This is a genomic window from Rhizobium sp. WSM1328, from assembly GCF_057653715.1.
In genome coordinates this window covers 2,448,775-2,473,067 of the sequence record NZ_CM172788.1, presented here as the reverse complement: position 1 = coordinate 2,473,067, position 24,293 = coordinate 2,448,775, and the positions used below count along the sequence as shown (strand labels likewise).

Annotated in this window: 24 protein-coding genes and 1 other annotated feature; of the genes, 18 read left to right on the top strand and 6 right to left on the bottom strand. The window is 62.0% G+C overall.

Annotated elements, in window-relative coordinates:
• Positions 1-160 precede the first annotated feature (160 nt).
• The 3 genes from AC2444_RS12575 (at position 161) to AC2444_RS12565 (ending at position 2,603) form a co-directional block, all read left to right on the top strand.
• Entirely contained in the window at positions 161-538 is a 378-nt protein-coding gene (locus tag AC2444_RS12575; protein ID WP_012757943.1) for a response regulator, read from the top strand.
• A gap of 76 nt (positions 539-614) precedes the next feature.
• Positions 615-866 carry a hypothetical protein gene (locus AC2444_RS12570; protein ID WP_012757942.1) on the top strand — a complete coding sequence of 84 codons (252 nt, stop codon included), beginning with the start codon at positions 615-617 and terminating at the stop codon, positions 864-866.
• A 144-nt stretch (positions 867-1,010) separates the two neighbouring features.
• Positions 1,011-1,066, top strand: a sequence feature (sul1 is cis-regulatory element that is thought to sense ions involved in sulfur or methionine metabolism; They are found in Alphaproteobacteria).
• A gap of 70 nt (positions 1,067-1,136) precedes the next feature.
• Positions 1,137-2,603, top strand: a complete 1,467-nt coding sequence (locus tag AC2444_RS12565) for a SulP family inorganic anion transporter (protein WP_012757941.1) — start codon at positions 1,137-1,139, stop codon at positions 2,601-2,603.
• Between the two features lie 137 nt (positions 2,604-2,740).
• On the opposite strand, the gene AC2444_RS12560 is transcribed toward AC2444_RS12565, so the two are convergent.
• Positions 2,741-3,664 carry a LysR family transcriptional regulator gene (locus AC2444_RS12560; protein ID WP_012757940.1) on the bottom strand — a complete coding sequence of 308 codons (924 nt, stop codon included), beginning with the start codon at positions 3,662-3,664 and terminating at the stop codon, positions 2,741-2,743.
• A 100-nt stretch (positions 3,665-3,764) separates the two neighbouring features.
• Between AC2444_RS12560 and AC2444_RS12555 the strand changes: the two genes are divergently transcribed.
• Entirely contained in the window at positions 3,765-4,637 is an 873-nt protein-coding gene (locus AC2444_RS12555; RefSeq protein WP_012757939.1) for an NmrA/HSCARG family protein, read from the top strand.
• A 299-nt stretch (positions 4,638-4,936) separates the two neighbouring features.
• On the opposite strand, the gene AC2444_RS12550 is transcribed toward AC2444_RS12555, so the two are convergent.
• Positions 4,937-5,674, bottom strand: coding sequence for an SDR family oxidoreductase (locus AC2444_RS12550; protein ID WP_012757938.1), 738 nt, complete (start codon positions 5,672-5,674; stop codon positions 4,937-4,939).
• A gap of 93 nt (positions 5,675-5,767) precedes the next feature.
• Here AC2444_RS12550 and AC2444_RS12545 point away from each other — a divergent pair, with 93 nt between their 5' ends.
• From AC2444_RS12545 to AC2444_RS12535, 3 genes are all read left to right on the top strand, one after another.
• Positions 5,768-6,679 (top strand): AraC family transcriptional regulator, encoded by a 912-nt coding sequence (locus tag AC2444_RS12545; protein ID WP_012757937.1) that lies wholly within the window; start codon positions 5,768-5,770, stop codon positions 6,677-6,679.
• An 82-nt stretch (positions 6,680-6,761) separates the two neighbouring features.
• On the top strand, positions 6,762-7,571 hold the full coding sequence (locus tag AC2444_RS12540) for a class I SAM-dependent methyltransferase (protein ID WP_012757936.1): 810 nt from the start codon (positions 6,762-6,764) through the stop codon (positions 7,569-7,571).
• Positions 7,572-8,009: 438 nt separating this feature from the next.
• Positions 8,010-9,260, top strand: a complete 1,251-nt coding sequence (locus AC2444_RS12535) for an MFS transporter (RefSeq protein WP_012757935.1) — start codon at positions 8,010-8,012, stop codon at positions 9,258-9,260.
• A gap of 79 nt (positions 9,261-9,339) precedes the next feature.
• Here the strand turns inward: AC2444_RS12535 and AC2444_RS12530 are convergent, their stop codons facing one another.
• Positions 9,340-10,167 carry an RDD family protein gene (locus AC2444_RS12530; protein ID WP_012757934.1) on the bottom strand — a complete coding sequence of 276 codons (828 nt, stop codon included), beginning with the start codon at positions 10,165-10,167 and terminating at the stop codon, positions 9,340-9,342.
• A 313-nt stretch (positions 10,168-10,480) separates the two neighbouring features.
• On the opposite strand from AC2444_RS12530, the gene AC2444_RS12525 reads away from it, so the two are divergent.
• From AC2444_RS12525 to AC2444_RS12515, 3 genes are all read left to right on the top strand, one after another.
• Positions 10,481-10,828, top strand: coding sequence for a DMT family protein (locus AC2444_RS12525; protein WP_012757933.1), 348 nt, complete (start codon positions 10,481-10,483; stop codon positions 10,826-10,828).
• A 211-nt stretch (positions 10,829-11,039) separates the two neighbouring features.
• Entirely contained in the window at positions 11,040-12,551 is a 1,512-nt protein-coding gene (locus tag AC2444_RS12520) for a DUF1800 domain-containing protein (protein WP_012757932.1), read from the top strand.
• Between the two features lie 114 nt (positions 12,552-12,665).
• On the top strand, positions 12,666-13,850 hold the full coding sequence (locus AC2444_RS12515; RefSeq protein ID WP_012757931.1) for a DUF1501 domain-containing protein: 1,185 nt from the start codon (positions 12,666-12,668) through the stop codon (positions 13,848-13,850).
• A 101-nt stretch (positions 13,851-13,951) separates the two neighbouring features.
• Here the strand turns inward: AC2444_RS12515 and AC2444_RS12510 are convergent, their stop codons facing one another.
• On the bottom strand, positions 13,952-14,941 hold the full coding sequence (locus AC2444_RS12510; protein WP_012757930.1) for an aldo/keto reductase: 990 nt from the start codon (positions 14,939-14,941) through the stop codon (positions 13,952-13,954).
• A 155-nt stretch (positions 14,942-15,096) separates the two neighbouring features.
• On the opposite strand from AC2444_RS12510, the gene AC2444_RS12505 reads away from it, so the two are divergent.
• The 5 genes from AC2444_RS12505 (at position 15,097) to AC2444_RS12485 (ending at position 18,972) form a co-directional block, all read left to right on the top strand.
• The gene (locus AC2444_RS12505) at positions 15,097-15,996 is read left to right on the top strand and encodes a LysR family transcriptional regulator (protein WP_012757929.1); all 900 of its coding nucleotides are present in this window, start codon (positions 15,097-15,099) and stop codon (positions 15,994-15,996) included.
• Positions 15,997-16,137: 141 nt separating this feature from the next.
• Positions 16,138-17,226, top strand: coding sequence for an alpha/beta hydrolase (locus tag AC2444_RS12500; RefSeq protein ID WP_012757928.1), 1,089 nt, complete (start codon positions 16,138-16,140; stop codon positions 17,224-17,226).
• Between the two features lie 25 nt (positions 17,227-17,251).
• On the top strand, positions 17,252-17,668 hold the full coding sequence (locus AC2444_RS12495) for a carboxymuconolactone decarboxylase family protein (RefSeq protein ID WP_012757927.1): 417 nt from the start codon (positions 17,252-17,254) through the stop codon (positions 17,666-17,668).
• 71 nt (positions 17,669-17,739) lie between these two features.
• Positions 17,740-18,222 (top strand): cytochrome P460 family protein, encoded by a 483-nt coding sequence (locus AC2444_RS12490; RefSeq protein ID WP_113545884.1) that lies wholly within the window; start codon positions 17,740-17,742, stop codon positions 18,220-18,222.
• Between the two features lie 33 nt (positions 18,223-18,255).
• The gene (locus tag AC2444_RS12485; RefSeq protein ID WP_128449157.1) at positions 18,256-18,972 is read left to right on the top strand and encodes a DUF4405 domain-containing protein; all 717 of its coding nucleotides are present in this window, start codon (positions 18,256-18,258) and stop codon (positions 18,970-18,972) included.
• Between the two features lie 255 nt (positions 18,973-19,227).
• Here the strand turns inward: AC2444_RS12485 and AC2444_RS12480 are convergent, their stop codons facing one another.
• Positions 19,228-19,815 (bottom strand): hypothetical protein, encoded by a 588-nt coding sequence (locus tag AC2444_RS12480; RefSeq protein WP_012757924.1) that lies wholly within the window; start codon positions 19,813-19,815, stop codon positions 19,228-19,230.
• 19 nt (positions 19,816-19,834) lie between these two features.
• A complete protein-coding gene (locus tag AC2444_RS12475; RefSeq protein ID WP_012757923.1) occupies positions 19,835-20,221 on the bottom strand; it encodes an acyl-CoA thioesterase in 387 nt (128 codons plus the stop codon).
• Between the two features lie 290 nt (positions 20,222-20,511).
• Here AC2444_RS12475 and AC2444_RS12470 point away from each other — a divergent pair, with 290 nt between their 5' ends.
• The 3 genes from AC2444_RS12470 (at position 20,512) to AC2444_RS12460 (ending at position 24,281) form a co-directional block, all read left to right on the top strand.
• The gene (locus AC2444_RS12470) at positions 20,512-22,329 is read left to right on the top strand and encodes a methyl-accepting chemotaxis protein (protein WP_012757922.1); all 1,818 of its coding nucleotides are present in this window, start codon (positions 20,512-20,514) and stop codon (positions 22,327-22,329) included.
• Positions 22,330-22,479: 150 nt separating this feature from the next.
• Positions 22,480-23,796 (top strand): extensin-like domain-containing protein, encoded by a 1,317-nt coding sequence (locus AC2444_RS12465; protein ID WP_012757921.1) that lies wholly within the window; start codon positions 22,480-22,482, stop codon positions 23,794-23,796.
• Positions 23,797-23,933: 137 nt separating this feature from the next.
• Positions 23,934-24,281, top strand: coding sequence for a CAP-Gly domain-containing protein (locus tag AC2444_RS12460; protein WP_012757920.1), 348 nt, complete (start codon positions 23,934-23,936; stop codon positions 24,279-24,281).
• The last annotated feature ends 12 nt before the right edge of the window (positions 24,282-24,293 follow it).

The window sequence follows — 24,293 nt, the reverse complement described above, 5'->3', positions numbered from 1 at the left end:
CATGGCCGAAGGGCCATGGAGCACCTGACATCCCGAAGTCAAATTAATACTTTGCCGGTTGCCAACATATTCTTCTCAAGGTGGAAACATTCCGGGGTCGGTTGCGTTTTACCCGCTACCGGCAGTGCGACCGACATCCCGTCTAGGAGGAGGCTTATTCATGAAGGTAATGATCGTCGAAGATGAGAATTTTATCGCTCTGGAGCTCGAACGCATTGCGCAAGAGGCAGGACACCAGACTATCGGGCCGGTATCGACGGTGGAGCAGGCTCTCGCCCACGCAAAAAGAAGCGATGTCGCGCTCGTCGATCTCAGTCTCTCCGATGGGCTGAGCGGCTCCCAGCTCGCGCGGCGGCTGATCGACCGCCATGGGGTTGACGTGATCTTCGTGACCGGCAGTCCCGAGAATGTCGGCCACGGTATCGAAGGCGCGCTCGATGTGATCTCCAAGCCCTTCACCGATGAGAGGATCGCCAGCGCGCTCTCGCGGGCGGAGGAGCGACGCAAAAACTTCGACAGCAGCAAGGCTGCGTTCTGAACAGCATCAAGGCTGCGTGTTATAAGAGGAAATCGACGTCGCTCAGGCCGCTGCGCCTGCCCGAGGAGAAGTCCGAATGAAATACGCGCTCATTGCCGTTCTCTTCGCTCTCTCGGCCTGCGCCAGCGCCGGGGATCCGCAACCTCTTCCCGGCAGCCTCACCTATGGCGGAAAGGTTCTCCGTTCGCCTTACCGTCCGGGAACGGTGGTCAAGAATACCTTTCTTGGCGATTTCGGTTACCGTGTGTTCGAGACCTATGTCGTCCAGCCGGACGGGACGCTGAAGCTGACCTCACAGAGCACCGGGCCGGACTTCCTCTGGCAGTGAGGACTTCCGGTTCCTCGGCGTCCAAGCGAAGGGGTGAGCAGAGTGCCGTCCGGTGAGAGGATGACGGCTCGCGTTTTCGCTTTCGTCCTTGGCAATTGAATGTTGCGCTGCAGTAAAGATCTCGTCTATACCGCAGGCATTCACCACGGACCCGGTGAGATCCCGGGTGGCTCTTCTGGCCGCCGATCCGCCAGACAACGCAAAACCTGCATGCCATCACGCGACCGCTCGAAAGAGTGGGGCCGGCTATGCTTTGCGAGAATCCTTCCTATGTTGCTTTCCTCCATCCGTCGTGATTGGTCCGCCAATCCCATGCGCGAAATGCTTGCCGGAGCGGTGGCGACCTTCGCCCTCATCCCCGAGGTGATCGCCTTTTCCTTCGTGGCGGGGGTCGATCCCGAGGTTGGTCTGTTCGCCTCTTTCGTGATCAGCATCGTCATTGCCTTTACCGGTGGACGCCCGGCGATGATTTCGGCGGCGGCCGGGTCGGTGGCACTGGTCGCGGCACCGCTGGTGCATGCTCACGGCTTGCCCTATCTTTTTGCGGCCGGGCTGCTGGCGGGGTTAATCCAGATCGTCTTCGGCCTGCTGCGGCTAGGCGTGCTGATGCGCTTCGTGTCGAAATCGGTCCGCACCGGCTTCGTCAATGCGCTGGCCATTCTGATCTTTGCCGCGCAGATGCCGCATATTGTCGGCGCCGGCTGGATGGAATATGCCGTGCTGGTTGCCGGGCTCGTCATCATTTACCTGACGCCGCGGATCACCACGGCGATCCCGTCGCCGCTGATCTGCATCCTGATCCTGACCGTCGCTTCGCTGGCGCTCGGGCTTCCCGTCCTCACCGTTGCCGACCTCGGCAAGCTGCCGGATTCGCTGCCTGTTTTCGGCTGGCCGGCGGTGCCGCTGACGCTGGAAACGCTTCGGATCATCGCCGGACCCGCATTTGCCATCGCCATGGTCGGGCTGCTGGAATCGATGATGACGGCGAGTGTCGTCGACGATCTCACGGATACGCCGAGTTCGAAGAACCGCGAATGCACCGGTCTCGGTCTCGCCAACGCGGCCGCGAGCCTGTTCGGCGGCATTGCCGGCTGCGGCATGATCGGCCAGACAGTCAGCAACGTGAAATATGGCGGGCGCGGCCGGCTCTCGACGCTGTTTGCCGGCGCGTTCCTGCTGATCCTGATGGTGCTCCTGAAGCCGTGGGTGTCCGAGGTTCCCGTCGCCGTGCTGGTGGCGATCATGGTCATGGTATCGATCGACACGTTCGACTGGTCGTCGCTTAGATCCGTTGTGGTTCATCCTCGGATGTCGAGCGCCGTGATGGTGGCGACCGTCATCGTCACCGTCTTCACCGCCAACCTGGCGCTCGGGGTGACGGTCGGCGTGCTGCTCAGCGGCGTGTTCTTCACCTTCAAGGTTGCCAGCCTGCTGCGGGTGGACGTCGCGCCCGACACAACGACCGGGCGACTGACCTACCGCGTGTCTGGCCAGGTGTTCTTTGCCTCCGCCGACGTCTTCGTCGAAGCCTTCGACGTTCAGGACGCGATCGGTAGGTCCGTGCTGATCGACGTGTCCGAAGCGCATTTCTGGGACATCACCGCCGTTGCCGCACTCGACAAGGTCGTCCAACGGTTCGGGGCGCATGGCATTGCGGTGGAGGTCGTCGGCCTCAACCAGGCGAGCGCGACCTTGATCGGGAGCCTCGACAGCAAGGTGGTGCTGAAAGAGGTGTGACGGCGCGAGCGAGGGCGGATTTCCTCGAGCATGATGCCGAAAATTGTGAGCGGTTTTCGGACGACATCATGTTCTGACTATATAATGTAGAACAGGATTCAAATTTTTGGGCCGACCCGGCCTAAAATCTTCCTGTTCTAGCGCGAGACGATTGCGAAATCATCGCCCCCGCCGGTTCCTGTGGCGTTCAGCCGTCTGACGGCCAGTTCAATGAATGCCTTGACCAAAGGCGGCAGGTGTCGGCTGCTGGGATAGACGACATGCAAGCCGCCGGCCGGGGTCGTATAGCCGTCGAGAACACGGCGCAGCCGCCCGTCCTTGATGCAGGCTTCGGCGAATCGGTGCGGCAATTGGGCGATGCCATGGCCGGCGATCGCGGCGGCCATCACCGCCTGCATCTCGTTGGCGGCGAAGCGGCCCGAAACCGCGACCGTTTCCTGACCGTGCGGACCTTCCAACAACCATTGCGCATGGGCAGCCTGGCCGGCGATGACGCAGTCGTGGCGGACCAGATCTTCAGGTGCAGCGGGCGGGCCGCGGCGGGCGAGATAATCCGGGCTTGCGCAGAGAAGGCGGTGCAACGAGCCGAGTTTGCGGGCGACCAAGGTAGAATCTTCGAGGATGCCGGTGCGGAAGGCGAGGTCTATACCGCTTTCGACGAGGTTCAGCCTGTCGTCGGTCAGGCGCAGTTCGACCCTCGCCTTCGGGCAGGTCGAAAGAAATTCGAAGATCGCATCCTGGAGGAAGTGGCCGCCGAAGCCGACTGGTGCCGATATGCGGATCGTGCCGGCAGGCTCCGCACGCGCTTCCGCAAGCCGCTGGTTGGCTCCCTCGATCGTGCGCAGCGCCTGGCTGCTTTCTTCGTAGTAGAGACGCCCCGAAGCCGTCAGGTTGAGGCTGCGGGTCGTGCGCTGCAGCAGCCGCACGCCGAGTTCGCGTTCCAGCGCGGCGATGCGGCGGCTGACCGTCGTCTTCGGCATGCCGAGCAAGCGCGCGGCGGCGGTGAAGCTGCCCGCTTCGACGACGCGGGCGAAGATCATGATATCGTTGAGATCGAGCATTGTATCCTTGATTGGCACGATGTTTTCCAATTATATGCCATTATGGTTCAATGCGACAGGCCCTAACTTTGCTGCATCAGTCACAACAAGGAGCAGGCAGATGAGCAACACACGAAGCGTACTGGTCACAGGCGCCACCGGCCAGCAAGGCGGCGCGGTTGTACGCGCGTTGATGACGCGGGGACACCGCGTCAAGGCGATCACCCGCCGGCCCGAGAGCGACGGCGCGAAGCGGCTGACCGCGGCAGGAGTCCAGGTCGTCGCCGGCGATCTTGACGACGCGGCATCCGTGGCGGCAGCAGCAGAGGGCGTCGACGCGGTGTTCCTGATGGGCAACAGCTACGAAGCCGGAACGGAGGCGGAAACCCGTCAGGGCATTGCCGCCGCCGATGCGGCAAAGGCCGCCGGCATCGGCCACCTGATCTATTCCTCCGTCGCCGATGCCCACAAGACGACCGGCATTCCGCATTTCGACAGCAAGTATCTCGTCGAGAAGCACATTGCAGGCCTCGGCATCCCTTACACGATCAGCGCACCCGTCGCCTTCATGGAGAACACCGTGGCGCCCTGGGCGATCGACGGGCTGCGCCAGGGCGTCTATGCCGCAGCGCTGCCGCCCGCCCGTGTGCTGCAACAGGTCACCATCGATGACATCGGCGCTTTCGTCGCGACGTTGGCCGAGAGGCGCGAGCAAGTGTTCGGCAAACGTTTCGACATCGCGGGCGACGAATTGTCGGGCGAGCAGCAGGCGAAGATCTTGTCCGAGGTGTTCGGCCGCCCAATCACTTACCGGGAATTGCCGATCGCGGCGATACGGCAGCAGAGCGAGGATACGGCGCTGATGTTCGAATGGTTCGACCGTACCGGTTACGACGTCGATCTTGCCGCCCTGCGCCGCGATTTTCCTGAGGTCGGCTGGCACAGCTACGCCGACTGGGCGAAGGGGTTCGATTGGAGTGTGGCGGCTTGGTGAATTCGCTGTGACACCGGTGATCTGACCGGTGTCACCGACAGGTGATGCCTTGATGGCCTTCGCCACACTCTCCGTCATCCTCGGGCTCTACATTTGAGCCGAGGATCCATGCCACGGCCGCTTACGGGTGCCGCGTGGATGCTCGGGTCAAGCCCGGGCATGACGGAGAGCAGGGGGCATGTCCGAACTCTACATCGCAGAATTGAAGAGCGCTGGACCGGCAGATCGATCGCTTCCACGCCGCATGGCGATTGTCCTGCTGTTCAAGATAGACAGGAGCCGCCGCTGCCAACGATACCTCACGCCTGAGCGGTGGGCCTAACAACGATGTCGCTGATATCGACATCGGCGGGTTGCTCGATGGCGAAGGCGATGGCGCGGGCGATGGCATCGGGTGAAATCGCCATCTCGTCCATGCGCTTTGCCATCTCGGCCTTGATCTCTGGGCTGGTCATGGAGCCGGCGAAATCGGTTCTTATAAACCCCGGCGAGATGTTGGTGACGCGCAGATGCGGGCCGGCCTCCAGCCGCAGGCCCTCGGCGATGGTGCGCATGGCGTTTTTCGTGCCGGCATAGACGGCCATGGTCGGCTTGATGATGAGGCCGGCGGTCGAGAGCGTGTTGACGAAGTGGCCGGAACCCTGCCGGCGGAACACCGGCAAGGCTGCGGCGATGCCATAGAGCGGGCCCTTGATGTTGACGTCGATCATCTCCTCCCAATCCTCGACCCGCAGTTCATCAAGAAGGGAGATGGGCCCGATGCCGGCATTGTTGATCATTACGTCGATCCTGCCATAGCTGTTGCAGGCAAGCGCCACGAGAGCTGTGAGGTCCTCGCGCTTTTTCACGTCCATGGCGAGGCAGATGGCCTCGCCGCCTTTTTCGGCGATGCGTCGTGCCAGGGCCTGCAGTCGGTCGGCGCGGCGGGCTCCAAGCACGAGCTTTGCGCCGCGCTCGGCCAGCAGCAGCGCCGTGGCTTCGCCGATGCCGCTGCTGGCGCCCGTGATTGCAATAACCTTGTCCTTGATATCAGACATCTTCGTTCTCCTTTGTGCCTTTGAGGATTGCAGGTGCTGCCTGGAGAATCTATGCTAGTTGCTCCATGATTTCGTCTAGATCGTCCAGAACCCATGATCGATCCCTTGTCCGATGTCTTTTCGCTGCTCGACATAGAGAGTGCGCGCTGCACACGTTTCGAGGTCGGCGGGCAATGGGCGTTTCGTTTTCCAGCCAAGCCCGCGCTCAAATTCGTTGCTGTCCTCCGCGGCGCGTGTTCGATCGTTCTGCCGGGTGAGCCGCCATTTTCGCTTGTCGCGGGCGACACCTTCCTGCTTGCCAATGCGCCCGCCTATGTGATCGCCAACGATCTCGATCGGGAGCCGGAGGACGGGATCGCCTTCTTCGACTGGGAGCATTCCGACATCGCCCGGCACGGCAGTGACGAGACCGCGCTGATCGGCGGCACCTTCGTCATCGGAGGCGGCAACGCCCGGCTGCTGCTCGACGCGCTGCCGCCGTTCATTCATATCCCGGCCAGCGACCGCGCCGCCGCGCTGCTCAGCACTACGCTCGCAACCCTCGACGACGAACTCGAGGCCGGGCAGATGGGCTCGACGCTGATGACGCGGCGCATGGGCGACATCCTGCTCGTGCAGGCGCTGCGGGCCTATGTCGGCCGGAAGGGTGCTGCCGAAACGGGATGGATCGGCGCGCTGACAAATCCGCAGATCGGCGCGGCGATCAGCCTGATCCACAACAGCCCCGGCCATCGCTGGACGGTCGAGGCGCTGGCGACCCGGATCGGCATGTCGCGCTCCGCCTTTGCGCAACGCTTCAAGGAACTGGTCGGCGTTGCGCCGCTCGACTATGTCACGCGCTGGCGCATGCATCGCGCCCGCGAAGCCCTGCGCCGAGAGGATGTCTCGGTCGCCGGCCTTGCCGCGGCACTCGGATATTCCTCCGAAAGCGCCTTCGGAAACGCGTTCAAGCGTGTCTTCGGGCGCGCACCGAAGCGCTACTGGTCGGACGCGAAGATCGGGTGAGAACGGCTGTTCCGCTTGCTAGGGTTGCTGGGGAATCCTATTGTCCGGCGGCGGACCATCGTCCTTGAAGGGGGAGACTTCAATGCCGTCGAGTTTCAATGTCGAAAGTGCGGATGGTTATGAGCGGCTGATGGGGCGCTGGAGCAGGAGGCTGGCGCCGATGCTGGTCGATTTCGCCGGTCTCGCGGATGGCGATCGCGTGCTCGATGTCGGCTGCGGCACCGGCAGCCTGGCGTTCACTTTGGCGGAAACGCCCGGCCTGGAGGAGATCGTCGCTATCGACTATTCGCCCGTCTTCGTCGAAGCGGCCAGGCGGCGCAATACCGACCCGCGCATATCCATCCAGCAGGCCGATGCCTGCGCGCTGCCGTTCGAGGACGGCCGCTTCGACAGGGCGATGTCGCTGCTTGTACTGCATTTCGTGCCGGAGGCGGGAAAGGCGGTATCCGAGATGCGCCGTGTGGTGCGCCCGGGCGGCGTGGTTTCCGCCGCCGTCTGGGACCATTATGGCGGCATGTCCGGCATGCGGATGATGTGGGATACGGTGGCGATGCTCGACGAGAACGCGCTGGCGATGCGCCGCAGATATTGTTTCCAGCCGATGATGCGGCGGGGGGAAATGAAGGAGAGCTTCATCGCGCAGGGCCTAGCCGATGTCGAGGAGACCTCGCTGTTGATCCGGATGGAATATCTTTCCTTCGAGGATTACTGGGATCCGATCGCCTCCGGCGAGGGACCGCTCGGCAAATATGTTGCCGGTCTGGACCCGGCGAAGCGAAAGGCCGTCGATGCCGCCGTCAGGGCCGCTTATGAGGCTGGGGAGCCGAATGGGCCGCGGTCGTTCGCGTCGGTGGCGTGGGCGTGCCGGGGCAGGGTGCCGGGCGGTGGATAGCGGTGTGTGATGCCGGCGACGGTTGATAGACAGAGAGTTTGCGCCACGTCCAAGAGAGCCTCATCCTGAGGCGCCCCGAAGGGGCCTCGAAGGGCGGCGCGGGCGCGCCGGCGTCAAATGGACACACGGAGCAGCGTTGCGGCGTGTCCTTCGAGGCTCCGCCCTACGGGCTCCGCGTCTCAGGATGAGGGATGTTGGAGGATGCCGCGCCCAAGGGCAGGGCGCAGCACGGTCGTATGCCTGCGACAAGGAGCCGCGTGGGACGTCACCCGATCACGGCAATCGTGATGGAACACGGGCAGCATTGCTGACGTTATTGCCCGCTGTCGCCGACTGCAAACGCAGCCGCAACAGCATCACCCGCCCGTTTCGGGCACCCCTTCCGACGGCATCCGGAATTGCCCGCCTCGCCGCCGCTTTCGGACGGAGGAATATCAGATGTCCGCTTTGGAAAGCCTGCGCCGGCTGACGCCGCAGCAGCGCAACACCGTCATCGCCAGCTATCTCGGCTGGACGCTCGATGCCTTCGATTTCTTCATTCTCGTCTTCGTTCTCAAATATATCGCCGAGGAATTCCACACCGACGTTCCTGCCGTCTCGGTTGCGATCTTCCTGACGCTAGCCATGCGGGCGCTCGGCGCGCTGATCTTCGGGCTGGCGGCCGACCGTTACGGGCGGCGCATCACGCTGATGGCCGACGTGCTGCTTTATTCGCTGTTCGAATTCCTGACCGGCTTCTCCACGGGGCTCACGATGTTTCTCGTGCTCCGAGCGCTCTACGGCATCGCCATGGGTGGTGAATGGGGCGTCGGCGCCTCGCTTGTTATGGAGACGGTGCCGGAGGAAAGCCGCGGTATCGTTTCCGGCATCCTGCAGGCCGGCTATCCCTCGGGCTATCTGATCGCCTCGATCGCGTTCTTCCTGCTCTTCCCGGTCATCGGCTGGCGTGGCATGTTTTTTGTTGGCGCGGTGCCGGCGCTGCTGGTGCTCTACATCAGACGCAATGTCGAGGAGAGCCCAGCCTTCCTGAAGCGGAAGGCCGAGGGGCGCCGGCCGTTCCTGACGGTCTTGCGCGAAAACATTCCGCTGTTCATCTGGGCGGTGCTCCTGATGACGGCCTTCAACTTCTTCAGCCACGGCACGCAGGATATCTACCCGACCTTCCTCGAGACCCAGCGCAACTATTCGAGCTATACGGTCGGCGCGATCGCCATCGTCTACAATATCGGGGCGATCTGCGGCGGGCTGTTTTTCGGGGCACTGTCGCAGCGGATCGGCCGGAAGAAGGCCATCGTCATCGCCGCACTGATCGCCGTGCCCGTCGCGCCGCTCTGGGCCTATGCGCCGGGGCCGGTGCTGCTCGCCATCGGCGCTTTCCTGATGCAGTTCTTCGTCCAGGGCGCTTGGGGCATCGTGCCGGTGCATCTGAACGAACTGTCACCCGACGAGGTGCGCGGCACCTTTCCTGGCTTCGCCTACCAGCTCGGCAACCTGCTGGCCTCTGGCAATGCTACGCTGCAGGCGGGGCTGGCCGCCCGCTGGGACGGCGACTATGCCTATGCGCTCCTGATCGTTGCGGCCGTGGTGGCGCTCATCGTCGCGGCCCTTGCCGGCTTCGGCTACGAGAAGAAGGATGTCCGCTTCGGCACGGAGGAGGCCGAGGAACCGCATGGCGCGATGCGAATCTAGCGCTGCCTGCGGTTACGAAGGCCGGCGGCAGTTGTCGCCGGCCTTTCTTTGTGCCCTGTTGCCCGATCCCGGATGCCTTTCAGGCACTCACCACCTTGCAGGCGCAGATGCGATCGTAAAATGTCTGTCCCTTCCAGACGATGAACGGCCATACCCACCAAGCCACGACCGCTATAGTCCAGATAAAGTACGATTTGGCGGTGCCATGGTCCTCAGGCGTGTATCCGCTGCGGAACATTCCAAGCAACGCGTCGAAGTCTTCCGTGGGATAGACCGGGAGCAGCGAGATTGCGAAAACGGCGGCGCTGAAAAGAAGATTCGGGCTGAATTTCAGGATCTCGCGTTTAAACGCGGTGCCGAAGTCGGGATTTTTTCCATCGACGGATTGGACTCTCAGGAAGAAAACCGCCTTTCCGAATGTGCGGCGGCTATTGGCAGAAAAACAGGCGAAAGCCAAGGCTATCAGTGCGGTGTTGGCTATGCCTGACATCAAGCTGGAATATGCAGGTATGGTTTTGGTCAGTGGATAGTTGTTTGCGTCGATAGGGATGGTTAGCACCTGCGCCGGTGTCACGTAGTCCCAAGGCTCGATTGCAACATTTATTTGCAAATATTTCTGTTTTCGCCAATCGATTTGACTTACCTCGCAAATCTCACTGGTGCGAATTTCCGTGGCTCTCAACGGCCATCCCGCGTCAATTCGCTGTGCAAGTTGATCGGGCACCGCCTCGCTGCATTCCATGGAAGTCCGGCCGTGCAAAAGGAAGTCCAAGGGAGAAATCGTTGAAAAGTAGTAGACGGCTATGAGGATGGCAGCCTGAAAGATGATGATGTCGACGGTATAGGCAGCGAAGCGTCGCCAGAAGTGGCGGGAAGGCAGAGGCGGCATCTGCGGTGTAGTGTCCATGTCGCCCCCAATGTCCACGCTACCTGATCCAACACGTTGATTCGTTTCAACATGAAGTAGCAAAAATGCATGATCTTATCACAGAGGTATCATGCTCTTGCGAGTCCAGTTCTGGGGCGATTTCTGGGCCTGGAAGGCGAGCCGCCGCGCGACCTGCCGGCCATCCGCATCGCCTCGATGGCGTGACGATATGCCGACCGTCCTCGAGCGTTGTGGGGCTTGTCGCCGAACGCCGCCATGCTAGGTAAGGGCTGCCGGCATCGATCTCCTGCTGCCGGATGAATCCTTCCCCTCCGCAGCCCCGAGTTTTTCCATGTCATTTTCTCCCGCCGCCCTCTGGCCCGTCGTCATGCTGTTTGCCTCCAACATCTTCATGACATTTGCCTGGTACGGGCATCTCAAGCACAAGAACAGCGCCATCTTCCTCGCCATCATCGTCAGCTGGGGCATCGCCTTTTTCGAATATTGCCTGGCGGTGCCGGCCAACCGTATCGGTTCGGCGGTCTATACGACAGCACAGCTGAAGACGATGCAGGAGGTGATCACGCTGATCGTCTTTGCCGGCTTCTCGATCTTCTGGCTCGGCGAGAACCTGACCTGGAACCATGCGATCGGCTTCGCCCTGATCGCAATCGGGGCATCTTTCATCTTTCGTGCATAAACTTTAGCCTTTTCAATAGATTACAAATTGTCCATGTCTAGATATCGCCACATTTCCTACAGATTGGCGTCGCAATCGGCTGGCAGCCTGTCAGTTCAAGCATTTCCGGGTCGCGGAAATGCTCTGACGTTTGTTTGACGCAATTCCGGACGCAAAACCGCGACGCGCTTTTGCTGGAATTGCTTTAGCGGTGATCATGAGGTGAACGGCCATGAGCCTGTCTTTCCCGACCATGGCGGCGATCCGGTTCGGCTATGGTTTCCGGCCGGGCGAGGCGCCGCCGAGCAGCAAGGACGAGCTCATCGACCAGCTGCGCAAGGGGGCGGCGGCGACGCCGGACTTTCCCCTCGGCGGCCCCAACATGCGCCACCAGGCGATCCTCAGCCTGCAGGAGCAGTTGCAGCAGATCCGACAAGACGCCAAGACGGTGACCGACGATACGACGCAGCGCGAGATGCGCAAAGGGGTGCAGCGTCAGGCGCAGCAGCAATTCCAGCACGATGCGAACCTGCGGCTGATGCAGGCCGTGTTGTCGCCGTACGGCTTCTACGAGAGGCTTTCGACCTTCTGGACCAATCATTTCTCCACCAGCGCCAACAAGAGCCTGCCGATGCGCCTCATCGTGCCGCTCTACGAGGCCGAGGCGATCCGGCCGTTCATATCAGGCACGTTCGGCGATCTCTTGCGCAATGCCACCGCCCATCCGGCCATGCTGATCTATCTCGATCAGGCGGATTCGCTCGGGCCGGATTCGGCCGGCGGCATCAAGCGCAACAAGGGGCTCAATGAAAATCTCGGCCGCGAACTGCTGGAACTGCACACGCTCGGCGCCGGCAGCGGCTATAGTCAAGCGGACGTCACGGCGGCAGCCATGGTGCTGACGGGGCTCACCATCGACCGCAAGGAGATGGACATCGCGTTCCGGCCGAATATTTCGGAGCCCGGGACACATGAGGTGCTCGGCGTCAGTTATGGCGGGCGCAGGCGCTCGCGCGACGATTATCTCGACATGCTCGACGATCTCGCCCTCCATCCGAAGACGGCGGCGCATATCAGCCGCAAGCTGGCGGTGCATTTCATCGCCGACCAGCCCGATGAGGGGATGGTGTCCGACATGGCCGAAGCCTGGAAGAAAACGGATGGCGACCTGACCGCCGTCTACACCGCCATGCTCGACCATCCCGCCGCCTGGCGCGACGAGGGCGCCAAGGCGCGCCAGCCTTTCGACTATGTCGTCACCGGCCTGAGGGCGTTGAATGCGGGACCGGTCAACGGCGTTGTCGGCAGTTTCCTGGCGGCCAACCAGCAGGGCACGGACGAGGGCGACATGGCGGCGAATACGCCTGGCATGGCTGGATCGCCGGTGACGACCGATCCCGCCGGCGAGGCAAGGGAGAAGCGCCTCAAAGCCTTCCAGACGGCGCGGGCGCTGGGGCAGGGGGCACTCAGGCGCATGGGCCAGCCGACCTGGCTGCCGCCGAGTCCGGCCGGTTTCGAGGAAGGCTTCTCCGCCTGGATCACCGGCAGCCAGCTCGCCGAGCGGCTGGCCTGGGCAAGGCGGGCCGCAGCCCAGTTCGGCCGGGATGAGGATCCGCGCGAATTCCTGAAGTCGACGCTTGCCGATGCCGCCCGAGACGAGACGATCCGCGTGGTGTCGCAGGCGCCGAACAAGATCAGCGGGTTGACGCTGGTGCTGGCATCGCCCGAATTCAATCGCCGCTGAGCAGACTTTCGTTGGCAAGCCAACGCTTCGTCTGCTTAGCTCCTTTGTTTTGTCGCAGGTTCTGGCTGGAAAACCGTCGGACACTTTTCCGGAACCTGCTTAGGAGGCCCGCCAATGACGCTGCCCATGAACCGGATTTCGCTGTCCCGCCGCGGCTTTCTGACCTCTGCCTGCTGTCTTGCCGCTGCCCCCGCCTTCACGCCGGTCACTTTCGCGGCGATGCCGGGTGACAAGCGTTTCGTCACCATCGTGCTGCGCGGCGCGATGGACGGGCTGGATCTGGTGCAGCCCTATGGCGATGCCGGCTTTGCGGCGCTTAGGCCGACACTGGCGCTGACGCCCGATACCGGACTTCTCGATCTAGATGGCCATTTCGGCCTCAATCCGGCTGCCGCAGAGCTGATGCCGCTGTGGAAGAGCCGCGAGCTTGCCTTCGTGCACGCGGTGTCGACGCCCTACCGCGACCAGCGCAGCCATTTCGACGGGCAGGACATGCTGGAATCCGGCGGCGAGCATGTCGCCGAGGAAAAGACCGGCTGGCTGAACCGGGCGCTCGCCGTCATTCCGCGCTCGGATGCGCGCAAGGCGATCGACATCAACACTTCGACGGAGCTGATCCTCTCCGGACCCAACAATGTCGATGTCTGGGCGTCGGATTCCAATCTGGCGCCGGCGCGTGACGAGATGCAGTTCCTGGCGCGGCTCTATGCCGGCGATCCGCCGTTCGCCGAGGCGCTTGCCGAGGCGACGCGGGCCAATAGCGCCTCGATGATCATCGAGCCGGAGGGCCAGCGCGGCGCAAAGATCGCCGATGTGGCGGCGCTCGCGGCCAACATGCTGAAGGGCGATTACCGCATCGCCAGCTTCTCGATATCAGGCTGGGACACGCATATCGGCCAGGCCGGCCAGTTCAAGCGGCCGGTGCAGGACCTTTCGCAGGCGATCAATACGTTGAAGACCACGCTCGGGCCTGAGATCTGGGCAAAGACGGTGGTGCTTGCCATGACCGAGTTCGGCCGCACTGTGCGTCAGAACGGCTCAGCCGGCACCGACCACGGCACCGGCGGCTGCGCGCTGCTATCAGGCGGCACCATCAACGGCGGCCGCATCCTCGGCCGTTGGCCGGGCATCGGCGACGGCCAACTGCTCGACGACCGCGACCTGATGCCGACCGCCGACGTGCGCGAGCTCGCCGCGGCAATGCTCTACCGGCAGTTCGATGTAAGCGCCGATGATTTGACCGGGAAGATCTTTCCGGGGCTGGGGTTCGACAAAGGGTCGCAGTTTCTGCGTGGGTGAGGCACGGTCCCGCAAAGCGGGAGCGATCGATCCAGTGAATCGATCGCAGGGCCGAACGCCCTGAGCCCAAGCGAAGGGCCGGGCGGCATCGGCGACAGGCGCTATCGGCCGGTCATCTTGAGCGCTGCCTCGGGAAGCCGCTCGCCGTGAACCTCGATGCCGGAGAGGGCGGCATCGATTTCGGCGAGGTCCTCGGGCAGCAGGTCGACGTCTATCGCCCCGAGATTTTCTTCCAGCCGGTGCTGCTTCGTTGTACCCGGGATCGGGACGATCCATGGCTTTTGGGCCAGCAGCCAGGAGAGGGCGATTTGCGCGGGCGTTGCGCCCTTGCGGTCGCCGATACGCCTGATCAGGTCGACGAGTGCAAAATTGGCCTTGCGCGCCTCGAGCGAAAAACGCGGCACGCTGTTGCGGAAATCGCTTGGATCGAACTTGGTGTTCTCGTCGATCTTGCCGGTCAGGAAGCCTGCGCCGAGTGGGCTGAAGGGCACGAAGCCGATGCCGAGTTCCTCAAGGGTGGGCAGCAGTTCCGCCTCGGGGCCGCGCCAGAAGAGCGAATATTCACTCTGGACGGCGGTGACTTTTTGAACGGCATGGGCGCGGCGGATCGTCTGGACGCCGGCTTCGGAAAGACCGAAATGTTTGACCTTGCCGGCTGCGATCAGGTCCTTGACGGCACCGGCCACGTCTTCGATCGGCACGTCGGGATCGACGCGGTGCTGGTAGAACAGGTCGATGTGGTCCGTCTTCAGACGGCGCAGGCAGGCATCGGCAACCGCCTTGACATGTTCGGGGCGGCTGTTGGTGCCGCCGCGGCGTTCACCTGTTTGCTGATCGATATCAAAGCCGAATTTGGTGGCGATGACCACCTGGTCGCGGATCGGTGCGAGCGCTTTGCCGACAAGCTCTTCATTGACGAAAGGGCCATAGGCTTCGGCCGTGTCGAACAAGGTGACGCCCTGCTGATGGGCGGTGCGCATCAATTTGATCATGTCGCCCTCGGCGGCGGGCGGGCCGTAAGCGGCACTCATGCTCATGCAGCCGAGACCAAATGCCGAGACTTCGAGGCCGCCGATATTGCGTCTTTTCATGGTCGTATCCGTTCCTGGTTTTGCATGGGCTCGGGCAGTCCGTTCCGCGGTGCGGGAGCAGCCGGGCTTGCCGTCGGGTTGACGCGAACTTAGTCCTCGTGTCAGCTTTCGATTAGATGCTGTAATGCGCATGGACCTATAAGACGGACTAATGAATGCCCCTGGACAACAATTTCAACGAACTCGTGGCCTTTCTGACCGTCGCCCGGGAACGGAGTTTTACCCGGGCGGCCGCGAAGCTCGGCGTGTCGCAGTCGGCGTTGAGCCAGACGGTACGCGGTCTCGAAGAGAAGCTCGGGCTGCGCCTTTTGACCCGCACGACCAGAAGCGTGTCGCCGACACAGGCAGGAGAACGTCTGTTGGAGCGGGTCGGACCCAGATTCGAGGAGATCCAGTTCGAGATCGCCGCCTTGAGCGAAATGCGTGAGCGGCCGGCTGGCACGATTCGCATCACGGCAGGCGAGCATCCTGCGATTTCCGTCCTTGCCCCAGCATTGGCGCGGTTTCTTCCTGATCATCCGGATATCAATGTCGAGGTGATCGTCGACTACGGCCTGACCGACATCGTCGCCGAGCGCTACGACGCCGGCATCAGGCTCGGCGAGCATTTGGCAAAGGACATGATCGCGGTCCGGATCGGTCCTGAAATATGCATGGCAGTTGTTGGAGCGCCCTCCTATTTCGAGCACCATCCGCGCCCGGATATCCCGCAGGATCTGACGGCTCACAACTGCATCAATATGCGGCTGCCGACACACGGAACGATATATCCCTGGGAATTCGAGAAGGATGGACGTGAACTGCGCGTCCGTGTCGAGGGCCAGACGGTGTTCAACAACATCGCCATGCGGATCGGCGCCGTGCTGGACGGACTGGGGCTGGCCTACATGCCTGAGGACCAGGTTCAGTCCTACATTGAAGACGGGCGGCTGATCCGGATTCTGGAGGACTGGTGCCAGCCCTTTCCAGGATACCATCTCTACTATCCGAACAGGCGGCATGCATCTCCCGCCTTCACCCTGTTCGTCGATGCGCTCCGCTATAGAGGAAAGTAATGCCGATTTTATTCCATCACGGCTTATCAACAGCTTGTGATTAATTAGTCTACCTAATAGACCCTAGCTGTCCGAGGCGTCTAATCCTTTCGGTCCGATGCCGTTACCTTCTCGCCATCTGAAACGAAGCGAGAAGCCGACATGCGATATGGATTGTCCAACACCCTGGCCGCATTGCTGCTTGCCTCAGCGCAGCTTGCCGCGCCATTGGCGACGGCTGCCGATGCGGCAAAGCCCGAGCCATTGGTCATCCAGGAGCAGGGCAGCTTTGCCGTCGGGGGAACCAGTACGACGGCGCCCGGAACCTTCGATCCGCTGAAACCTCTCGATCCCTCAGGGCAGACCTATCACGGCGATCATGCCTTTGCCTTCTATCAGGTGCCGGCAAACCCGCGTCAGTATCCGATCGTGATGTGGCACGGTGCCGGACAATTCTCCAAGACCTGGGAGACGACGCCCGACGGCCGCGAGGGCTTCCAGAACATCTTCCTGCGTCGAGGTTTCTCCACCTATCTCGTCGACCAGCCGCGCCGGGGCGGCGCCGGGCGGAGCATGGCCGAGACGGTGGTGAAGCCGACAGCGGACGAGCAGCTCTGGTTCAACCAGTTTCGCGTCGGCACCTGGCCGACCTATTTCGACGGCGTGCAATTCTCCCGCGATCCGGAAGCGCTGAACCAGTACTTCCGTGCGATGACGCCGAACATCGGGCCGTTCGATATGGACGTTGTGTCGAATGCGGTGGCAAAGCTGTTCGAGAAAATCGGTCCCGGCATTCTTTTCACCCATTCGCAGGGCGGCGGACCGGGCTGGCTGACGGCCATCAAGAGCGACAAGGTCAAAGCCGTCGTCGCCTTCGAACCCGGCAGCAGCTTCGTGTTCCCGGCAGGCGAGGTTCCCGCCGATATGCCGAGCGCCTTCGACACGCTGAAGGGCGTGCCGGTACCGATGGATGACTTTATCAAACTGACGAAGATCCCGATCGTCATCTATTACGGCGACAACATCCCAGACCAGCCGACGACGATGCCGGCGCAGGACAGCTGGCGGGTACGCCTGGCAATGGCCCGCCTGTGGCGCGATACGGTGAACAAGCATGGCGGTGATGTCACCGTCGTGCACCTTCCCGAGATCGGCATCCGCGGCAACACCCACTTCGCGTTCTCCGACCTGAACAACGTAGAGATCGCCGACCTGGTCTCGGCTTTCCTTAGCGAGAAGAAGCTCGACTGATCTCGGAAATTATGAGGTGAAGACCATGAAACAACTGTTGGGAAACTTGATGCTGTCCGCCAGCATGATGCTGGCTGTTCTGCCGGGCGTCGTCAGCGCTCAGGCACCGGCCGAAGGCGACGACAAGTCCCGGCGTTCGCGCGCCCAGCAACTGATGGGTGCGACCGCGCCGAAGCTGGCTGAACTGACCGACGACGTCCTTTATGGCGACATATGGGAGCGCCCGCAGTTGTCGAAGCGGGATCGCAGCCTGGTGACCGTTGCCGCGCTGATCGCAATGAACCGGCCCGACCAGCTCAGATCCCATCTAGCCATGGCCCGCCAGAACGGTGTGTCCGAGGACGAGCTGATCGAGACGATCACCCACCTTGCCTTCTACGCCGGCTGGCCGAATGCGGTCTCGGCCGTTGCCGTCGCTAAGGACGTCTTCGGACGTGAATGAGGCGATTGGCCTGCCGCTTTTGCCGAAGCCGGTCGCCCGAATGTTCCGCACAAAACCAGGAAAAGACATCCATGCGTCATCTCATCAAGCGCATTTCCATTCTCTTTGCCATGGCCGGCGCCGTAGTTCTGGTCGGCTGGAACGTCGATGCCGAACCGAACCGGACGACGCTGCCCGAATTGGCGGGCCTTGTCCATTACACGACCGTCAGGCGCGGCAACGTGACCGAACACATCATGACGACGAACGAAGCGATCGAGGCTGTGAAGAATGGGCAGCCCGTTCCAGACGGTACGCACTTCGTGCTGGTCGATTACCGTGATGGGGAAATCTATCGCACCTTCGTCATGGAAAAGGGTTCCGGCTGGGGCAGCGATTATGACGAAGACCGTCGCACTGGCGACTGGCAGTTCCAATGGTTCAAGCCTGACGGCGGCGTCAACATGGCCGAGAATACGGCGCGATGCCAATCCTGTCATTCGTCCAGGGCCGACGAAGACTTCCTCTACACGCTCGACGCTCTCAAGGAGTTTGACGGAGCCGTCATTGACTAGGCCGGATCGAATCTCCGGCGAGGGCGTCGCATCGTGAGTCCTTTTTTCGTGATCCGCCTCGTGCTTGACTTCACCGCCGCTGGGCTGCTCTTGGCCGCGCTCGCCTACTGGTGGCTCGACAACACCTCGCATGAGCTGATCGGCACCAGCATGTTCATCCTTCTCCTATCGCACAACGTCTTCAACAGGCGGTGGTGGGCGAGGCTTCCGAAGGTGGAGCGCGGCAAGCGGAGCTTTCTGACAATTGCTTCGAATATCTCGATCGCCTTGGCGATATCAGCTTTGCTGGTGACCAGTCTGCTGATATCGCGCAGCGTGTTTGCTTTCCTTCCCGTCAGCGGCCGGCCGACGGCGCGCGAAATTCACATCCTTGCGGCCTATTGGGTGTTCATCCTCGCAGCCGCCCATCTCGGCCTCCACTGGTCGATGATCATGGCGGTCATAGGCAGATTGCTGCGGGTCGGTGCCCCAAACCCGATCAGGACCGCTTCCCTTCGCGTAGCCGCGAGCGCAATAGCGGCGTGGGGCATCCACAGCCTGTTCGTCATGGGAATCGGAGACAGGCTCATTGCCCGGCCATCGATCGATTTCTGGGACTTCCAGGAGTCCACGATCGGGTTCTTCCTGCATCACATCGCGATCCTGGGGACGTGTGCGTGCGCTGCTCATTATCCGGTCGTCTGGCTTCGGGGGGTGATTAGGGTGCCCGCGCGTGTGATATTCGCGCTGGCGGTGATGCTGTGGCGGTGAGGGGGCAACCTCTCTTCCGTCATTCCTGTGCTCGTCACAGGAATCCAGCCACGGCGTGTCCGCGCCGTGAATGACTTGCCAGAACGAAGGGACTCTCCCGCGCCCAAGGACTTGGGCGCACTGGATTCCTTTGACAGGCACAGGAATGAAGGAGAGGCTGTGTATCGCCGCCGCCCGGCCCTTCGCACGGCTCAGGGCGTTCGGCCCTGTGATCGATCCACTGGATCGATCACTCCCGCGAAGCGGGACCGGGCCTCACCCCAACACATCATAAAGCCTGAAAATGAAGCTGATCTGGTAGATCAGGTTGGCGATGATGAAGGCGGTGTGGAAGCGGCGGTTGGGGGTCCAGGCGGCGATGGCGCAGAGGAGGATGTAGATGATGTTGCGGGCTGGGTACTCCCAGCCGAGCGAGAGGATGCGCTCATGGCCCTTGATTGCCGTGTCGAGAATATCGACGGCGTAGGTGAGGCCGAGGATGCCGAAGAACCATTTGCGCCGCGAGATGAAATATTCCTCGTAGCCGCCATATTCGTCGAGCGAGGCAGGAAAGAGCAGGGCGCAGAGCAGGAAGAACAGACTGCAGAAGCAGATGAGGAAGAGATAGATGCCGAAGCCGATCGCCGGCACCGCCTGCAGGCGATATTCCCACCACCAGATATGGATGATGAACAGGAACATCGACAGCGCCCAGCCGAGATGGATGGGATAGACCTTGGCCTTGGCGGGATGCTGGACGATGCCGGCAAGGCCGGTGAGCACTCTGGCGAGTGAAAGGCTGATGACCATGCCCATCACCACCTTGATGTGAAGGAAGACTTCCGGCGAGCCGACCGTTTCCATGCTTTCGATCCTTAGGCTGTCACTCCTCGGGGACTTGCTTCGGTTTGCCCTCTTCGTCGAGTGCCACCATGATGAAGGTGCCGGCGGTGACCTTTTCCTGCTGGTTGTAGCGCGAACGATGCGCCCAGGCTTCGACGATCAGCGTGATCGAGGTGCGGCCGACACGGTCGATATCAGTATAGACGGAAAGCGTGTCGCCGATCTTGACCGGCAGCTCGAAGGCCATCTCTTTGACGGCGGCGGTGACGACGCGGCCCTTGGCGCGCTCGGCCGCACGGATGCCTGAGGCAAGGTCCATCTGCGCCATGACCCAGCCACCGAAGATATCGCCGGCCGGATTGGCGTCGCCCGGCATGGCAAGCGTCCTCAGCGTCAGTTCGCCTCTCGGCTTGGCGGCATCGGTCATCAAGTCTTCTCCATCTGGTGCGGGCCACGGGCCGGCGATTCACTGGGAAGCACCCTAGTGCAAAGGCTGTGGGGTGTAAAAGACGGCAAGGCCAAGCGCTACGGACGGCCGACGGGAAAAATGTTGCTGCCGTTTCCGATTGAAATTTCATTCGATTTCAAATGGTTGAATTTTGCAGCTTTCACCTGACCTTACGTTATTTAATATTTTTCTAATTAAGCTTTACGCTCCAGTAATTCCGGCAATTCAGAATGCGATCGATCTCAAATACAAGAATCGCCGGGAACCTCATGCGCAACGTCAAGATTTCCACCCGCCTTTACTGCCTCGTCGCATTCGCGCTTGCCGTGCTCGCTGCGACGATGGTCTTCTTTCTGAACTATTCCTATTCTGAGCTGGAAGCGGAGCGGAAGGCGGGGCTGGCGCAAATGGATGCAACGGCGCTCGGCATCTTCGACAAATATTACAAGATGGAACAGGCGGGCACGATGACCCGCGAACAGGCGCAGGCGGCCGCCAAGGACGTGATCGGCGCGATGCGCTACGGCGCCGACGGTTATTTCTGGATCAACGACATGCACCCCACCATGGTGATGCACCCGATCAAGCCGCAGCTGAACGGCACCGATATCTCCCAGATGAAGGATCCGACCGGCAAGTTCCTGTTCGTCGAGTTCGTCAACAAGGTGAAGAAGGACGGCAAGGGCTTCGTCGATTATCTTTGGCCGAAGCCGGGCGCCGACCAGCCAGTGCTGAAATATTCCTATGTCGCAGGTTTCGAGCCCTGGGGCTGGATCGTCGGCACCGGTGTCTATGCGGATGACCTTGCCGCGCTCTATCGCCAGAACGCGATGTGGGCCGCGCTGCTCTGCCTGCTTGGCGCCGCCGCAACGATTGCCATCGCCTATGCCATCGTGCGTAGCGTGACTGCACCGATCGCCCGGCTGAAGGCGGCGATGAACGCGATTGCGGCCGAAGAAGCATCGGTGGAGATATCAGGCAGCGACCGTCGCGACGAGATCGGCCAGATGGCCAAGGCGCTGCTGGTGCTGCGCGATTCCGTCGACGAGCGCAGCGCGTTGCGCGGGCGGGAAGACGAAAGACAGCAGCAGATCGAGGAAGAGCGCCGCGGCAACGAGGCAAGCCTGCGTTCAGCATCCGAGCGGCAAACCCAAGCGATGCAGGCGCTCGGCGTCGGCCTTGAGAAGCTGGCGGGCGGCGACCTCACGGTTGCGATCGGCGATATCGGCGAGGATTACGCCAAGCTGAGGAGCGATTTCAACGCCGCCGTCGATGCGCTGAACGGCGTCATCCATGCGATCGCCGAATCGAGCCATGTCGTCAACGAAAGCGCTTCCGACATCAGCGAGGCAACCGGCAACCTGTCAAAGCGCACGGAGCAGCAGGCGGCCGCACTCGAAGAGACGGCGGCAGCGCTCGACGAGATCACCGCGACGGTCAAGACGGCATCCGAACGGGCGAACGAGGCGCGCGAGATGGTGGCCGAGACCAAGGCGAGTGCCGGAAAATCCGGCGAGATCGTCCGCAATGCGGTGACGGCGATGGGCAGGATCGAGGATTCCTCCAACCGCATCGGTCAGATCATCTCGGTCATCGACGAAATCGCCTTCCAGACGAACCTTCTGGCGCTGAATGCCGGCGTCGAGGCTGCGCGGGCGGGCGAGGCGGGCCGCGGCTTTGCCGTCGTCGCCCAGGAAGTGCGCGAACTCGCCCAGCGTTCCGCCAATGCGGCCAAGGAGATCAAGGAACTGATCAGCCGGTCGGCGACGGAGGTCGAGGGTGGGGTGGCGCTGGTGCGCTCGACGGGCGAAGCGCTGCTGGAGATCGAGGCGCTGGTCAACCAGGTCAACGATCACGTCGCATCAATCGCGACGGCGGCGCGCGAGCAGTCGACCGGGCTGAACGAGATCAACGGCTCCGTCAATCACATGGACCAGATGACGCAGCAGAATGCCGCCATGGTCGAGGAGACGACGGCGGCAAGCCGCACGCTCGCCGACGAGAGCACTCAGTTGAAGACGCTGCTTTCGAATTTCCGCCTGCGCGCCGAGCAGTCGGCGGTGACCCGATACACACGGGCAGCGTGAGGAAGCGGAGAGATGAAAGGCCGGGAAACCGGCCTTTTTCAATCCGTCGCGTTCAGATTGTGCCGGTAAGTTTTCATTCACCGTTTTTAATTAAAATTGGAGTGAGTTTTTTCGGTCACTGCCCAGCCAGCCTGCGGAAGCGATAAGAGTATGGCGTTTGTTTCCTTTCCTCGGCGAACCCTTTTGCCCGTTATCCTCTCGGCGGCGCTGACGACCTGTTCGATCAGCGACGGACTGGTGCCGCCCGCCAATGTCGACAACGGCACCAGGGCCAGTTCGATCTCGCCCGCGCGGGCACCAGCGGCGCGCATGGCGCCTTCGGTCCGAATGGCGCCGGTGGAAAGCCAGGCCTCCTATCCGGTTTCCAGCGCGCCCGTCGGCAATAGCCAGGGCTCCGTCGATTACCTCGACACGCCAAACCTCGCCGGCACCGGCCACGCGGCACGAGCCGCTCCGCCGCAAACCGCACCGGGACGTAAGCTGCCGATGATCGACAGCGACGAGGCGCTGGCGCAGCAGAACCAGAACTGGGGCGGCACGCAAGATCTTGCGATCCCGTCCGGCGGCGTCAACATGGATGACGATCTCGGGGCGGAGCCGGTCGTCGGGCTGGCACAGGAACAACAGCAGCAGATCGCCGAGGGCAATGCCACCGAGCCTGTTGTCGACGGCATCGGCACCGACAATCCAACGCAACTCAACCAGCCGATGCGCCAGCCCGTACCGCAGGCGATGCCGCAGCCGGCGGCCGAGGCACAGATGAGCCGGGCGCCCGCCTGGAACGACGGCAGCCCTGTGGTGGCGCCATCACGTGTTCTCGAAGAGGACGAGAGCGAAGAGGTCGCGATGCTGCGGCCGAATAATCCGATGATGAGCGAGCCGGCAGCACCCGTCGATCCCAGCGTCATGCCGTCCTCCGAGCTTGCCTGCCGGCGCGAGCTGAAGCGCATGGGCGTGCTCTTCGACGACAAGCCACCGATCTCGAATGGGCCGGCCTGCCAGGTGCCCTATCCCGTGTCGTTGAAGGGGCTTTCCGGCAATATCGGCGTCCGCCCGGCCGTAACGCTGAACTGTCAGGTGACGCTTGCCTTCGCCAAATGGGTGAAAAACGAACTGGCGCCGTCCGCCCGCTATCGTTACTGGTCCGGCATCAAGACGATCCAGCCGCTCGGCGGCTATTCCTGCCGGCGCATGAACAACAGCCGGCAGAAATACAATCCGATGTCGGAACACGCCCGCGGCAACGCCATCGACGTCGGCAAGTTCGTGCTGAAGAACGGCCACGAGATCGACGTGCGCAAGAAGGGCCTGTTCTCGCTGCGTGAGGGGCGGCTGCTGAAGGCGGTGCGCAGCGACAGCTGCCGCTATTTCAACACCGTGCTCGGCCCCGGCAGCAACCCGGAGCATTGGAACCACTTCCACTTCGATCTTCGCTCCCGCAAGAGCGGTAAGGCCTATTGCGACTGATGCCTGTCCTCCTACACCATGCGGCGGGTGCCGATGTTGCGGCCGCAATTGGGCCGGGCTGGCAGAAAACGGTTCATCCCCGCCGCAGGGCACGCTATAGATCGGCCAAGCGGATTGCCGTTTCGAGAGTTTGATCCATGAGCTATGATTTCCATGTCGGCCAGAAGGTCGTCTGCATCAACGATACCTTCAAGCATGTCAGCATCGACCAACTGATCCGCAAGGGCGAGATCTATACGATCCGCTGGGTGGGCGAATATACGCATTATATCGACGGCACCTTCATCGGGGTGAAGCTCGCGGAGATCAACCGCGGCAATGATGACGGGCCGGAAGGTTATGGCGCGGCCGACATGCCTTATCGCGCGACGCGGTTCCGGCCGCTGGTGAAAGACAAGATCTCGTCACTGCGCAAGCTGTTGGCGCCGACGCCCGATGCGCCGGTCGAACCGAAGGAAAAAATCAGGAAGAAAGAGAAGGTCTGACCGCCCCAAGAC

Coding starts and splice junctions, on each gene's coding strand:
- AC2444_RS12475 (WP_012757923.1), bottom strand. CDS start 20,221: ATGACCGATGCCGCCAAGCCGAGAGGCGAACTGACGCTGAGGACGCTT.
- AC2444_RS12515 (WP_012757931.1), top strand. CDS start 12,666: ATGACGCTGCCCATGAACCGGATTTCGCTGTCCCGCCGCGGCTTTCTG.
- AC2444_RS12565 (WP_012757941.1), top strand. CDS start 1,137: ATGTTGCTTTCCTCCATCCGTCGTGATTGGTCCGCCAATCCCATGCGC.
- AC2444_RS12560 (WP_012757940.1), bottom strand. CDS start 3,664: ATGCTCGATCTCAACGATATCATGATCTTCGCCCGCGTCGTCGAAGCG.
- AC2444_RS12460 (WP_012757920.1), top strand. CDS start 23,934: ATGAGCTATGATTTCCATGTCGGCCAGAAGGTCGTCTGCATCAACGAT.
- AC2444_RS12500 (WP_012757928.1), top strand. CDS start 16,138: ATGCGATATGGATTGTCCAACACCCTGGCCGCATTGCTGCTTGCCTCA.
- AC2444_RS12520 (WP_012757932.1), top strand. CDS start 11,040: ATGAGCCTGTCTTTCCCGACCATGGCGGCGATCCGGTTCGGCTATGGT.
- AC2444_RS12570 (WP_012757942.1), top strand. CDS start 615: ATGAAATACGCGCTCATTGCCGTTCTCTTCGCTCTCTCGGCCTGCGCC.
- AC2444_RS12525 (WP_012757933.1), top strand. CDS start 10,481: ATGTCATTTTCTCCCGCCGCCCTCTGGCCCGTCGTCATGCTGTTTGCC.
- AC2444_RS12535 (WP_012757935.1), top strand. CDS start 8,010: ATGTCCGCTTTGGAAAGCCTGCGCCGGCTGACGCCGCAGCAGCGCAAC.
- AC2444_RS12495 (WP_012757927.1), top strand. CDS start 17,252: ATGAAACAACTGTTGGGAAACTTGATGCTGTCCGCCAGCATGATGCTG.
- AC2444_RS12465 (WP_012757921.1), top strand. CDS start 22,480: ATGGCGTTTGTTTCCTTTCCTCGGCGAACCCTTTTGCCCGTTATCCTC.
- AC2444_RS12545 (WP_012757937.1), top strand. CDS start 5,768: ATGATCGATCCCTTGTCCGATGTCTTTTCGCTGCTCGACATAGAGAGT.
- AC2444_RS12470 (WP_012757922.1), top strand. CDS start 20,512: ATGCGCAACGTCAAGATTTCCACCCGCCTTTACTGCCTCGTCGCATTC.
- AC2444_RS12550 (WP_012757938.1), bottom strand. CDS start 5,674: ATGTCTGATATCAAGGACAAGGTTATTGCAATCACGGGCGCCAGCAGC.
- AC2444_RS12575 (WP_012757943.1), top strand. CDS start 161: ATGAAGGTAATGATCGTCGAAGATGAGAATTTTATCGCTCTGGAGCTC.
- AC2444_RS12530 (WP_012757934.1), bottom strand. CDS start 10,167: ATGGACACTACACCGCAGATGCCGCCTCTGCCTTCCCGCCACTTCTGG.
- AC2444_RS12490 (WP_113545884.1), top strand. CDS start 17,740: ATGCGTCATCTCATCAAGCGCATTTCCATTCTCTTTGCCATGGCCGGC.
- AC2444_RS12505 (WP_012757929.1), top strand. CDS start 15,097: ATGCCCCTGGACAACAATTTCAACGAACTCGTGGCCTTTCTGACCGTC.
- AC2444_RS12510 (WP_012757930.1), bottom strand. CDS start 14,941: ATGAAAAGACGCAATATCGGCGGCCTCGAAGTCTCGGCATTTGGTCTC.
- AC2444_RS12555 (WP_012757939.1), top strand. CDS start 3,765: ATGAGCAACACACGAAGCGTACTGGTCACAGGCGCCACCGGCCAGCAA.
- AC2444_RS12480 (WP_012757924.1), bottom strand. CDS start 19,815: ATGGAAACGGTCGGCTCGCCGGAAGTCTTCCTTCACATCAAGGTGGTG.
- AC2444_RS12540 (WP_012757936.1), top strand. CDS start 6,762: ATGCCGTCGAGTTTCAATGTCGAAAGTGCGGATGGTTATGAGCGGCTG.